Annotated in this window: 9 protein-coding genes; 1 reads left to right on the forward strand and 8 read right to left on the reverse strand. The window is 70.7% G+C overall.

What is annotated here, in order from left to right:
- Window positions 1-79: 79 nt before the first annotated feature.
- Entirely contained in the window at window positions 80-4,924 is a 4,845-nt protein-coding gene (locus tag ABD188_RS03530) for an SCO7613 C-terminal domain-containing membrane protein (protein WP_344058579.1), read from the forward strand.
- A 7-nt stretch (window positions 4,925-4,931) separates the two neighbouring features.
- On the opposite strand, the gene ABD188_RS03535 is transcribed toward ABD188_RS03530, so the two are convergent.
- The 8 genes from ABD188_RS03535 to ABD188_RS03570 all read right to left on the reverse strand — a co-directional run bounded on the left by ABD188_RS03535 (window position 4,932) and on the right by ABD188_RS03570 (window position 12,954).
- Complete coding sequence (locus ABD188_RS03535; protein WP_344066844.1) at window positions 4,932-5,621, reverse strand: DNA-3-methyladenine glycosylase; 690 nt, start codon at window positions 5,619-5,621, stop codon at window positions 4,932-4,934.
- Entirely contained in the window at window positions 5,618-6,019 is a 402-nt protein-coding gene (locus ABD188_RS03540) for a Fur family transcriptional regulator (protein ID WP_344066847.1), read from the reverse strand. Before ABD188_RS03540 ends, ABD188_RS03535 begins: the two co-directional genes overlap by 4 nt.
- Before the next feature lie 74 nt (window positions 6,020-6,093).
- Window positions 6,094-6,957 carry a metal ABC transporter permease gene (locus tag ABD188_RS03545; RefSeq protein WP_344058581.1) on the reverse strand — a complete coding sequence of 288 codons (864 nt, stop codon included), beginning with the start codon at window positions 6,955-6,957 and terminating at the stop codon, window positions 6,094-6,096.
- Window positions 6,954-7,778, reverse strand: coding sequence for a metal ABC transporter ATP-binding protein (locus ABD188_RS03550; protein WP_344058583.1), 825 nt, complete (start codon window positions 7,776-7,778; stop codon window positions 6,954-6,956). The genes ABD188_RS03545 and ABD188_RS03550 overlap by 4 nt, the downstream gene beginning before the upstream one ends.
- Complete coding sequence (locus ABD188_RS03555) at window positions 7,775-8,707, reverse strand: metal ABC transporter solute-binding protein, Zn/Mn family (RefSeq protein ID WP_344058585.1); 933 nt, start codon at window positions 8,705-8,707, stop codon at window positions 7,775-7,777. Before ABD188_RS03555 ends, ABD188_RS03550 begins: the two co-directional genes overlap by 4 nt.
- 356 nt (window positions 8,708-9,063) lie before the next feature.
- Window positions 9,064-10,230 (reverse strand): PheS-related mystery ligase SrmL, encoded by a 1,167-nt coding sequence (gene srmL / locus ABD188_RS03560; RefSeq protein WP_344058587.1) that lies wholly within the window; start codon window positions 10,228-10,230, stop codon window positions 9,064-9,066.
- Window positions 10,231-10,455: 225 nt separating this feature from the next.
- The gene (locus ABD188_RS03565; RefSeq protein WP_344058588.1) at window positions 10,456-11,823 is read right to left on the reverse strand and encodes a dihydrolipoamide acetyltransferase family protein; all 1,368 of its coding nucleotides are present in this window, start codon (window positions 11,821-11,823) and stop codon (window positions 10,456-10,458) included.
- Window positions 11,824-11,988: 165 nt separating this feature from the next.
- Complete coding sequence (locus ABD188_RS03570) at window positions 11,989-12,954, reverse strand: alpha-ketoacid dehydrogenase subunit beta (protein ID WP_344066850.1); 966 nt, start codon at window positions 12,952-12,954, stop codon at window positions 11,989-11,991.
- Window positions 12,955-12,997: the final 43 nt, after the last annotated feature.

Below are 12,997 nucleotides of genomic sequence, written 5' to 3' on the forward strand. Positions count from 1 at the left end.
CGCGTCAATGTGGCCGGGTTTCCCCCACGTGCTCGCGGACAGAGGATTGTGTCCGAGCTGCTGGTCCAATCTCACGGCGATGACCTGCTCGAACTGCGGGCTCGTGCTCGCGGATCCGCGGGCTCCTCGACTGCTCGAGATCGGGCGCAGCATGGTGTCTCTCGAGGCCGAGCGACAGGGTCTGATCCGCACGATCCGCTCCGAACATCGGCTCGCGCCGGAGCCTTCGCCGCCGAAGCAGCCATGGTCGGCGACGGATCGGCCCGAAGTGGCCTCAGTCGCTACGCTCGCGGCCCTGCTGGAACCCGCCGCTGAGTCGATCGCCGTCACGATCACCGTCGGCGGCGAGCCCGCCGGCGAGCTGGTGGTCGAGCCGAGGGCCGAGGCCGGTGCGGTCGCCCCGCCCCCCGAGCCGCCGATGACGCGGGCTGCGGCATCCGCCCCGTCCCAGCCGCCACGGCGTCGGCTCAGCGTGCCGGTGCTGCTGCTGATCGTCGGCGTGTCACTCGTGGGTATCGCGGCGATCTTCTTCCTGGTACTCGCCTGGAACATCGCCGACATCGGGATGCGCGCATTGATCATCGGCGGTGTCACTCTCGCGACGATGGCCGCGGCCGCGCTGCTTCGGCGGTGGTCGCTGACGGCGACCGCCGAGGGAATCGGTTGTCTGGGCGTCATCCTTCTGGCACTGGACGGCTGGGCGGTGCGCGCGAACGATCTGTTCGGCGCAGGAGGCATGGACCCCGTCGTCTATGCGGGAGTGGCCGCACTCGCGCTCGCCGCGGTGTGTCGCGCGTGGGCTGTCTTCTCGCGGCTGCGCGGCCCCGACCTCGCCGCGACGCTCGCCCTCCCCACGGGCGTCGGCCTGCTCGTGGCAGGGCTCGTTCCGCTCGATACCGCGGGCGCGTTCGCGGCCGGCTTCGTCGGGACAGCGATCGGCGGGCTCGCGTTCGCGCTGCCTGCGCCATGGTCCGCGGCCCGAACGCGCACCGATTCCGTGCCGGAGCACACGGCACTCGCCGTGCTCGGTATGGCGGGTCTGGTCGGAGCCGGCGCAATGCTCGCCCTCGGCCTCGAGTCAATACCCGTGCAGCTCATGCTGGCTGTGAGCGTCATCGTGCTGGGCATCGCGTATGTGCTGCTTCTGCGAACGCGACCCGACGCCGAGCCTCTGCCGGCGTCGCGGGCACTCGAGGCTGCGGCCGGTGCTGTCTCGGCCGCGGCCACGGCGACGCTGGGCTGGCAGGTGGCCGCTCAAAGCGCCCTGCCGGTCTACGCCGAGCTCGTCGCTCCGGTCATCGCGGTGACCGTCGCCGTGGGACTCGATCGATGGGCGCGGCGGGGGGCCGCGTTCGTCGCCGCCCGGATCAGCGGCGCGATCTTCGGCGCGCTGAGTCTCATCGTGCTGCTGACGGCGTCGGCCCTCCGCGCCCAGCAGGCGCTCGGCGTGGACTGGGGGATGTGGCGGACACCCGTGTTCACTGCTCCGATCGCCTCCGACACCACGGCGGCGATGCTCGGAGCGCTCGCGGCGATCATCGTCTCGACGCTGCTCTTCTTCGCACCCGCTCTCGCCCGCCCGGTCCTGCGGGACGTGCGGCCGATCGTGGGCGCGATCCTCGTGCTCGTCGGTGTCATGGGCACGGGCATCCCCATCCTCATCGTGGCCACGGCTGTCGCACTCGCCGCAATCGCGCTCGCCCGCCTCGCACTTCCCGCCCGCAGCCTCGCGCCGATGGGATGGGGAGTGGTTGCCGGCCTCGCGGCGCTCACCGCCTTCATCGCCGGCCTGGCCGCTCCGTGGTTGTGGGGGATCGGCGTGGTCGTCGCCATCGCGGTGCCGATCACGGCGCGGGCTCTCATTCGCCCCAAAGCCGAGGGAGCCGTCCTGCTTGCACTCGCGCCAGTGGCGGTAGCTGCGGTGGCCGCCTTCATCGCTCCCGCCGCCATCGGAGCCGCGTTCGATGTCGAGGTCGACACGCGGGCCGCGTTCAAGCTGCTGCAATGGGTGGCAGCGGGCGCGCTGGTCTGCGCCGTCGCCCTACGCCTGGACTCCCCGAGCCGCGCCGCGCTCGCCATCTCGTCGTATGGCCTCCTCGGCATCTCACTGCTCGCCTTCCTGTCCGAACCTGCGGGCGCCGGAACGGCGTCGGCATCCATCGGCGAGCCCCTGCTCGCGATCGTCCGAGCCGCCGCACTGCTCGTGCTGCTCGTCGTGGTCGCGCTGGTGCGGACGCGCATCGATCCCCTGACGTCGCTGGGGGCCGCAGTGCTGCTGGCACCGGCGGCTGCCTGCGCTGTGGTGGGCGTACTCGAGACCCTTCGCGTCACGGATGAAGGCCCGACCGCGCTCTTCGTCGCAGGGGCCGCCGTGGCCGTCGTCTGGCTCGGCGCTCTGGTCCCCCGGCGGATGTATGGCGTCGCCGAGGGCGCGGCGGCATCGACGGATGCCGCGCCGAGCGCGGAGCCTGCGACATCGCAAGCGGGCCCGGCGCCCTACGCCACGCTCGCGCGCCGGTGCGCCGACGTCGGCGCGCTCGCGACGCTCGTGGCCGCAGGCAGCGTCGTCCCGTCGGACGTCGACTGGGCGATGCTCCTCACGATCGCCGTAGGGCTGGCCGGGGCATCCATCACCCGCGGCTGGGCGGCACCGGCGACGAGCCGCGCTGTCGGCGTCCCCGAGACGCGAGCTGTCGGACTGCCGCTCACACGCGCGCCACGCCGACTGCTCGCCTGGCCCGCGTTCGCCGCCGCGACACTCGCCCTGTGGGTCTGGCTCGACGGTGCGGGTTCCTACGAGATCGAGGCGTTCGCCGTTCCGCCGGCCGTCGGGCTGCTCGTGTTCGCGGTGGTGCTGGTCTGGCTGCGACGGGGCGTGGAGGCGACGATCGCCGTGGCGGCATCCTTCACGCTCGGGCTGGTCCTGCCCGCTCTGGCGAGCGTCGCCGTCGGCTCGGATTCGCCCGTGCGCGGCACCGCCGTCGCGACCGTCGCGGCCGCCCTGACGGCGCTGGTCGCGTGGACGCCGGCGCGTCGCGTGCGGGTTCCGGCGATCGCGGGCGCGGTGGTGGCGATCGTCGGCCTCGGGATCGTCGCCGTCGACCGAGCACTCACGACCCCGGCCGGCACCGGATGGCTGCTGCTGCTGGTCGGCGCCGCATACGCCGCGGCGTTGGGCTTCTTGCGACCCTTCGCACAGCAGGCGTCGTTCGCATCGATCAGCGCAGGAACCGTGTCGTTCGTGCCGGAGCGGTGGTTCGCCGTCCTCGCGCCGGCGCTCGCCCTGGCGACATCGGCCTTGGCGGTCATCCCATCGCTCGACGAAGGGGTCGTCGTCGCCGTGGCGATCGCCGTCCAGGGTGCGCTTCACCTCGCCGCGTCCGCGCTGCACCGAGACCCGCTCGGCGCCGCCACCCGATGGACCGCCCTCGCCGGTGCCGTTGTCGCGGCCGGCGGCGCGTTCGTCCTCGGCGACGTCGACGCGGTCGAACTGGTCAGCCTGCCGATCGCCGGCATGCTTTTGGGCGGCGCGGCCCTCGCGATATGGCGGCGCGCTCGCGCCGGAGAGCCGTGGCCCGGCCGTGAGCTGTTCGCCTGGCTCGCCGGCCTTGCAATCGCGGTCGCACCGAGCGTCGTCGCCGAGCCGAACGACCCGAGGACCTGGCTCGTCATCGCCGGCACGCTTCTCGCCGCTATCGGATGTCTCGTCGCCCCGATCGCCGACTCGACTGGGCTGAAGACCCCCTCCGCGATCGTCCTGACCACCGGCGCCCTGGCGATGGGAGTGCGGGCGCTGTTCGCGGGGAACGTCGAATCCCGGGAGTTCGCTGCGATCGCGGCCGGCGTGGGTGCGCTGCTGGTCGCGGCGACGATGGTCTGGATGAGCGAGTCGGACGCGCCGCCGATCGCATCGACGGCGCTCGCCGGCGCCGGGGCGGCACTTCTCGTGGGAGTGGTCACCGTCCAATCGGAGGGCGAGCTCGTCCAGGCATCCCTGACCGCCGTCATCGCCGGGACGATCGGCGTCGGAGGCGCCTTCCTGTTGCGCTGGCCCCGCTGGGCGGGTCTCGGCGGGGTGCTTGCCGTCGGCGGCCTCATCGCCGCCCTGGTCGCGATCGCCCTCCGATTCGCTCAGGTCGCCACCCTCGCCGGGACCGGCGTGGAGCCCGATCTCTGGGCGGTCGCCGGGGTGGGCATACTCGTGGCGATCGGTGTCATGGCGCTCCGGTCCACCACCTCCTCCGGTGTCGCGACGGCCGTGGGCGTGACCTTCTCCACCGCGCTCGTCCTCTTCGCCGCGGCGGAGCTGATCCTGCTCGGCACCGGCGATGGCGATCAGATGCGGACCGTTCTTACGATGACCGCACTCGTCATCGTGGGGATCCTCGGCTGGATCCTGCGCTCGCGCGTCGGTGCGGCACTCGCTCCGACGGCGGCCGTGGCGGCCGGACTATTCGGCCTCGTTGCGCTGGTGGTCTTCGCCGTCCGTCCGATCGAGCTCGTGACCGTTCCTGCAGCGCTCGGCATGCTCTTCGTAGGCGCCCGCGAGCTGCGGCGACGGTCCGCGCTGCGGACCTGGCCCGCCCTGGGCCCGGGGCTTGCACTGCTGCTCATCCCCTCGCTCGCATACGACTTCGGCACCACCAGCCTGTGGCGCGTGGTCGCTCTCGGGGTCGTCGCCATCGCGCTGATCGTGGTGGGTGCCGTGTGGCGGCTCCAGGCGCCGCTCATACTCGGCTCGGTCGTCGTGCTGGTGCACGCGGTCAGCCAGCTCTGGCCCTGGATCTCGGACGTCTACGCGATCGTGCCGTGGTGGCTGTGGCTCGGCATCGGCGGCGCGCTGCTCATCTACATCGCGGCACGCTACGAGCGGCGCATGCGAGCGCTCCGTGCGGCTTTCACGGCCGTGACGAGCCTCCGCTGAGGCCTGCTCAGGAATGCTCGGCGCCGCGGCCCCACCGGAAGGGCGAGACTGTGGGATTCCCGGCGATCCAGAAGCGCCACGGAAACGCCGCGGTGCCCGCGACGCCCGCGACCCCGACGCGGGGTCCGGCTGCGATGCCGGTCAACGGCTGCGCGCGCAACGAAAGTCGTGCGGCGGCGCCGTGCCACTCGGAACCGGTGACGGCGTCGATGCCGTCATGGATCGGATGCCGCAGCCCCACTGCATCGCCGAGGCGGCCGGGTCCACGCGCCAGGTCGCGCGGCGAGCGCGCAGCCGGGCGGCGCCGGGCCGCGGCATCCTGCCCCTCGATGATCTCTCCGGCACGCAGCAGGATTCCGCCCGCGACCCCCGGAGGCCCGCAGACCACGTTCACGCACGAATGGATGCCGTGGCTCAGGTAGACGTACAGGTGGCCGGGTTCGCCCCACATCGTGGCGTTGCGCGCGGTCTGACCCATCCGCGCGTGTGACCCCGGATCGGGGACAGATCCTGTGCCGAGCCCGTGGTACGCCTCGACCTCGGAGAGCCGCACGGTGACGATCTCGCCCGCCACCGTGGTCGTGAGGTGCGCGCCCAGAAGGCGCGGCGCGACATCCGCCGGCAGTCCCTCGAAGTCAGCGCGGACCGCCGGGCGGACCGTGCCCGCGGAGTCGGTCGCCGCCGGCGGGTCGCTCAAGCGCTCGCAGGCGCCGCCGCGCACGACGCGCACAGGCCGAAGATGTCGACGACGTGCTCGGCTTCGGTGAAGCCGTGCGCCGCGGCGGTGCGCTGCGCCCACTGTTCGACATCCGTCGCGGCGATCTCGACCGTCAGGCCGCATGATCGGCAGATCAGGTGGTGGTGATGTCCGGGAGAGGTGCACGCGCGGAACAGGTTCTCGCCCTCGGGGCTCTGCAGCGAGTCGGCCTCGCCCTGTGCGGCGAGCCCGGCGAGCGCGCGGTACACGGTCGCGAGACCGATCCCGGTGTCGTCGTCGCGCAGCGTCGCATACAGCGTCTGAGCGCTCACGAAGCCACTGGCGTCGGAGAGCGCTTCGCGCACTCGATCGCGCTGCCAGGTGTTCCGGTGCACCACCATGCCTGGAATTCTAGTCGCGGGGCGCCCACCCCGGCCGGGAGCAGCGGTGGCGCCCCTGCCCTCTGTTCCTGTCATGCGACAGTCCTCGTGACCCGGCCGCGCCGCCCGCCGACGACCCGGCACACGACATAGATGAGGAACGAGATCGTCGTGATGAAGGGACTGACGGGCAGCGTGCCGGCGACCGCGAGAAGGATGCCGCCCACCGCCGACACGAAACCGAACGCCGTCGCGAGCAGTGGAACCGACCGCGGTCCCGTGGCGACGCGCATGGCCGCGGCCGCGGGCGTGACGAGCAGCGCCATGACCAGCAGCGCACCGATGATGTGCACGCTGACCGCGACGATGAGCCCGAGCAGCAGCATGAAGGTGAGCGATACGGCTGTCGTCGGCACTCCGCGTGCAGCGGCCGACTGCGGATCGAGCGAGTCGAATCGCAGCGGTCGCCAGATCACGAGCAGCGCCGCGAGCGCGACGGCGCTGATGGCGATCAGCCAGCCGAGCTGATCGGACTGCACCGACACGATCTGACCGGTCAGCAGACTGAACCGGTTGGCGCTGCGGCCGTCGTACAGCGACAGGAACAGGATGCCCAGCCCGAGCCCGAACGGCATCAGCACGCCGATGATCGAGTTGCGGTCCCGTGCTCGCGCGCCGAGCCAGCCGATGATCGCGGCGGCGATGAGGGACCCGACGATGGAGCCCGTCACGACGTCGGCGCCGATCAGGAGCGCCGCCGCCGCACCGGCGAACGACAGTTCGGCGATGCCGTGCACGGCGAACGCCATGTCGCGCTGCATCACGAAGACGCCCACGAGGCCGCCCACGAGACCGAGCACGGCACCCGCGACGACGGCGTTCCAGACGAGCCCGAGGATCTCGCCGTAGAAGGGGAGCCCGGCGAACATCGCATCCCAGATGTCGGCCCAGTTCATCCGTCGGCCTCATCGTGCTCGTGATGGTGATGCGACTCCTCGGCGTCGGGCGCACCCACGACGACCAGCCGACCCCCGGCGCGCAGCACGAAGACCGGCGCACCGTACAGAGCGGTGAGCACCTCGGAGTTCAGGACCTCATCCGGTCGCCCGAGCATGAACCTGCCGTTGGCGAGGTACAGGATGCGGTCGACCTTGCCCAGCACGGGGTTGATGTCGTGCGTCACGAGCAGGACGGCCCCGCCGCTCTCGCGGCGGTACCGGTCGATGAGCTCGACGACGGCCTGCTGGTTGGCGAGATCGAGGCTCGTGAGCGGCTCGTCGCACAGCAGCAGTCCCGGATCGTCGGCGAGTGCCTGTCCGACGCGCAGGCGCTGCTGCTCGCCGCCCGAGAGCAGCCCGACCGGATCGTCCGCGAAGTCGCGGGCTCCGACCGCATCGATCAGGCGCTCGATGCGCTGCGCGTCGCCGCGTCGCGAGAACGGCAGGCCGAATCGGTGGCCGTCGACCCCGAGCGCGACGAGGTCGCGGCCTCGCAGAGCCGTCTCGGGCGGCAGCGGGCGCTGCTGCGGGATGTAGCCGATGCGCCGGTTGCCGCGCCCGCGGACCGGCTCGCCCAGCGCGCGGATGCTGCCCTCGCTGAGCGCCTCGAGTCCTAGGATCGCCCGCAGCAGCGTCGTCTTGCCCGACCCGCTGGGCCCGAGCACGGCGATCAGCTCGCCGGGCTCGACGGCGAGATCCAGACCCTCCCACAGCCGACGATCGCCTCGACGCAGTCCGGCGCCGGTGATCTCGAGCGGCATCGGATGCGGCGGGGTCATTGCGCGAGTCCGTCGGTGAGGGCAGCGATGTTCGCCTGCATCCATTCGATGTAGCTGTCGCCAGCCGGCAGCGTCTCGGCGAATTCCAGCACGGGGACCGACTGCGCGTCGGCTTCACCGAGCACCAGTGTCGTTTCTGTGCCGCCGGTCTGCGCGTTGACGATGACGATCGCCACGTCGTCCGAGCGCAGCAGCTTGAGTGCTTCGAGAAGGGTCGCGGGCGCGACATCCTGGCCCTCTTCGACCGCCTGCGTGAAGTCATCAGGAGCGACGTCGACGAGCCCGGCTGCGTCGGTGAGGTGGAGCGGCAGCGGTTCGGTCACGAAGATCTCGGTGCCGCCGTGCGCCTCGTCGATCCGCGCGAGTCGGTCCTCGAGTTCGGCGATGCCGGCCATGAAGGCGTCGAGATTCGTCGCGAACTCGGCTGCGTGGCCGGGGTCGAGCACCTCGAGCTGGGACTGGATGCCCTGGGCGAGCGCGCCCATCGCCTGAACGTCGTACCAGACGTGCTCGTTGAACCCGTCGATGTGTCCGTGATCCTGGTCGTGATCGTCGTGACCGTCTGCGGATTCGGTGGCCGCTCCGCCGGGCCAGTCCCACGAGAATTCGACGGCCGTCAGCACCGGGGACTTCGACCCGCTCGCTTCGATCAGCGCGTCGACGAAGGCGTCGTAGCCGCCGCCGTTCTCGATGACGAGGTCGGCGTGGCGCACAGCCAGCTGGTCGCGCGCGCTCGGCTCGAACGAATGCGGATCCTGGGCGGCCGACGAGATGATCGGGGTGACGTCGACGAGGTCGCCTCCGATCGCTTCGGCGATCTGGCCGTACGCGCTCGTGGAGGCGACGACCGCGACGGGCCCACCGTCGCCGCCGGCGGCGGTTCCCGCACATCCCGCGAGCGCGAGAGCGGATGCGGCGGCCAGGGTCATAGCCAGCATCAAACGCGTCGGGGGGATCACACTTCTCAACCTAACGCTATTGATAATCGTTCTCAAGTCAATCTCGAGTCTGCCTTCTCCACCATGACCTTCGTGCTCACACGCAAGCTCTCGGATCTCGCGATGCGACGTTGACGGCCGGAAGCGATGACCGTCCGGACGCAGTTGGCAGGCTTCTGGGATCCTCACCGGGCGCGACGATCGACACGCGGCTCGAACGGGAGCGCGTGAGCGCGAAGTTCAACCAGGGCATGTGAGCGCGAAGTTCAATGAGCAAGACAGAAACTGTCGCGCGGAGGCGCCGTCCCCACGGTGCGGCGGCTGTGGACGAGCTGCCCGGGCCCTGTTCAGCCGAGGCGCCGGGCACGTCCGTCGAACCCGGATCCCGGACGGGCTGAGATCAACTCCATGACCGGTCCCTCGTGCACGGCCAGATAGATCGCATTGCGGATCGCGTTGGCCTGATCCGAGGTGAGCGTCCGATCGATCGGCCGCAAGACGATCCGCAGCAGGAGATTGACCTGCCCATCTCGGGTTCCGAGACGCGACCGCGCCGCGTGGGGGAGTGACTCATGAGGCGTGCGACTGAGCAGTTCGATCGACTCGACGACATCCGCATCTTCTCCGAGAGCGGTGCGGATGCGGTCACCCAGCGTCTCCTCGTCCTCGTCTGCAGCGACCACCACGGAGATGTCGCGCCGTGAAGCCGGGAGTGGTGAGACATCCCGCCACGGCTCGAGGCTCAGCATCTGCGAGGCGATCCGGGGATCTTCCGCGCGCAGGTAGCGGATGTCCGGAATGGACTTCCGCAGCATCAGGGCGCGTTCCAGCCCCATGCCCAGCGCGAGCCCCGACCACCGGACCGGGTCCAGACCCGAGCCGAGCAGAACATCGGGATGGATGCGGCCGCACTCCGCCAGTTCGAGCCACTGGCCCTCATGGCGCACATCGATCTGACGCCCGGCGACGGTGTACGGGTGCGTCGCGTCGGCGACCGTCCACTCCGCGCCCGGAAGGACCGCCTCGACCAGGCGTTCGATCATGACGAGCATGTCGCCATCGTCGGATTCGCCGGTGCTGCGAATGCGCCAGAGATCGACCTGATGGGGTTCGCCGACATGGCTGCGGTCGACCGTATCTCGCCGGTAGACGAGCCCGGGCGCGACGATGAGCTCGTCGACATCCGACCGGCCGGCATAGTGCTCGAGTGCGGCAGGCAGTTCTGCGCTGGTGTGACTGCGCAGCATCACTGTGGGACTGATGTAGCGGGTGTACCGCCGGGCACGGGTCACGTCGTCGGCGTTGTAGCCGAGGCGGTCGTAGTTCTCGTGCACCGGCACGACGGGCGAGCTGCGCACGTAGCGGACCGTGCTGCCCCACTCGGATTGCAACGCGGCGACCACCGCGTCGAGAAGGACTTGGATCGCGTGCTCGCCGTGAGCGGGGTCGGTCAGATCGCGCAGCGCGAGCGCGCGGGAAAGCTGGTCGGGCGTCAGATAGTCGACATACGACATGAGGGGGTCTCCAAAACGGTTGCGGGCTGGCGGAGGAGGACTACCCCCGGCCGTGCCTGCGGAGACCCGGTGCTATCGGCGCACGTCGGAGACCCCGAGGCCGTTAGCCGGCCGGGGGTCGCGAAATCGCTGCTGCTCGTGCACGCCACCAGGGTACATCCGCCCGCTACGCCTCAGCGAGCGCCCGCACGGCGCCGGCACGCGCCGGCCGCGCCGCGCCCCGCGTCAGTCGAGGAGGAGAGCGGGCTCTTCGAGGATCGACGCGATGTCGGCGATGAAGCGGGACGCTCCGTCACCGTCGATCACGCGATGGTCGAACGAACCCGCGACGGTCGTGACGAACCGCGGTCGAACCTCGCCGTCGACGACCCACGGCTTCTGCCGGATCGTGCCGAGGGCGACGATCGCCGCCTCACCCGGGTTGATGATGGGGGTTCCGGCATCCATCCCGAACACCCCGATGTTCGTGATCGTGATCGTGCCGCCCTGCTGGTCGGCTGGGGTCGCCTTGCCGTCGCGCGCGGTGATCGTGAGCTTCTCCAGCGCACGGGCCAGGTCGCGCATGTTGAGGTCCTGCGCATCCTTGATGTTCGGCACGAGCAGGCCGCGCGGCGTCGCCGCGGCGATGCCCAGGTTCACATAGTGACGCACACGGATCTGCGCACCGTCTTCGACATCGACCCACGCGGCGTTCACCATCGGCGTGCGGCGCACGGCCCAGATGACGGCGCGCGCCATGATCAGCAGGGGCGAGATCTTGACGTCGGCGAAGTCGGTCGATGCCTTGAGCCTGCGGACCAGCTCCATCGTGCGGGTGGCGTCGACGTCGGTCCACACCGACACGTGCGGGGCGGAGTACGCCGACTGCACCATGCCCGAGGCCACCGCCTTGCGCACGCCCCGGACCGGGATCGATTCCTCGCGCCCCTCGACCGGGTCAGCGACCTGTCGCGTGACCGGAGCCGGGCGTGCGGGAGGGGCGGCGGCGACCGGGATGGTCTCTTCGCGCACCTCGGGCCACTGCGGCGTCTCGATGTTGCGGAACACCGACGCCTGCGACGCGTGCTTGAGCACGTCGTCGCGGGTGACCTCGCCGGCGGGGCCGCTCGGGACGACATGCGTGAGGTCGACGTCGAGATCGCGGGCGAGCTTGCGGATCGGCGGCTTCGCGACGACGCCGACGGATGACTCGACCCGCTCCTGCGCGCTGACGGCGGGCTTGCGGCGGCGTGACTGGGCGTGGCCGCCGGTGCCGTAACCGACCAGCACCGCGCCTTCGCCCCCTGAAGCCGGCTCGGCCGGCTCGCCGTGCTCACTCTGGCCGACGGTCGCGGGTCCGGCGGGGGCCGCGACCGACGAGGCGATCGTGATGATCGCGGCGCCGACGTCGACCGTGTCGCCCTCGGCCGCGAGCAGTTCGCCCACCGTCCCTGCGAAGGGGGAGGGCAGCTCGACGAGCGATTTCGCCGTCTCGATCTCGACGAGGACGTCGTTGACCGCGACCGCATCCCCGGGGGCGACGTGCCACGACACGATCTCAGCCTCGGTGAGGCCTTCGCCGACATCGGGGAGAAGGAACGTCTGAGTGCTCATCGGGAGTCCTTTCGCCGCCGGTCGTTGAGCGAGGAGCGAAGCGACGAGACAAGACGTGGCTCCCCGACGAGGCTCATCGGCTCGGCGCATTTCGTCTCGCGGAGACTAGCACTGAGCGAGCGCCAGCGAGTCGAAGTGTCGCTCAACGACCGGTAGGCAGCCATGTCAGTAGGTGAGGGATCGGTCGACGGCCTCGAGGATGCGGTCGGCGTCGGGCAGGTACGCGCCTTCGAGCTTGGCCGGAGGGAACGGCGTGTCGAAGCCGGACACGCGAAGGACCGGAGCTTCGAGCGCGTAGAACGCCCGCTCCATCACGGTCGCCGCGATCTCGGAGCCGAGGCTCGTGAAGCCCGGGGCCTCCTGCGCGTAGACCATCCTGCCGGTCCGCCTGACGGAGTCGAGGATCGGGCCGTAGTCGACGGGCGACAGCGATCGCACATCGACGACTTCGCAGCTCGTGCCCTCGGATTCCGCGATCGCGGCCGCCTGCAGGAGCACCGAGACCATCGCTCCGTGTCCGACGAGGGTGACGTCGGTGCCTCGCCGCACGACGCGGCTGGCGTGAAGGGGCAGCGCTCGGGCGGAGGTGTCGACCTCGCCCTTCTGCCAGTACTTGGCCTTGGGCTCGAGGAAGATCACGGGGTCGGGCGACGCGATCGCATCCTGGATCATCCAGTAGGCGTCATTGGGGGTCGAGGGACTCACGACGCGAAGCCCGGGTGTGTGGGTGAAGTACGCCTCGGGGCTCTCCTGGTGATGCTCGACAGCGCCGATGTGTCCGCCGTACGGGATGCGGATCACCACCGGCAGCTGCAGCGCACCCTCATGGCGATAGGTCTGCTTGGCGAGCTGGGAGGTGATCTGATCGAACGCGGGGAAGACGAAGCCGTCGAACTGAATCTCGCACACCGGCCGAAAGCCCGCCATCGCCAGTCCGATCGCGGTGCCGACGATGCCCGACTCGGCGAGCGGGGTGTCGAGCACACGTCGATCGCCGAATTCGGCCTGCAGACCCTCGGTCACCCGGAAGACTCCGCCCAGCGGCCCGATGTCCTCGCCCATCAGCAGCACTCGGTCGCTTCCGGCGAGTGCCGCCCGCAGGCCGGCGTTGAGCGCGCGGCTGAACGGCATGGTGGTCACGGTCGAAGCAGCCGGGCTCGCATCGGTCGCTGAG

This window comes from Microbacterium pumilum (assembly GCF_039530225.1).
Classification (GTDB): domain Bacteria; phylum Actinomycetota; class Actinomycetes; order Actinomycetales; family Microbacteriaceae; genus Microbacterium; species Microbacterium pumilum.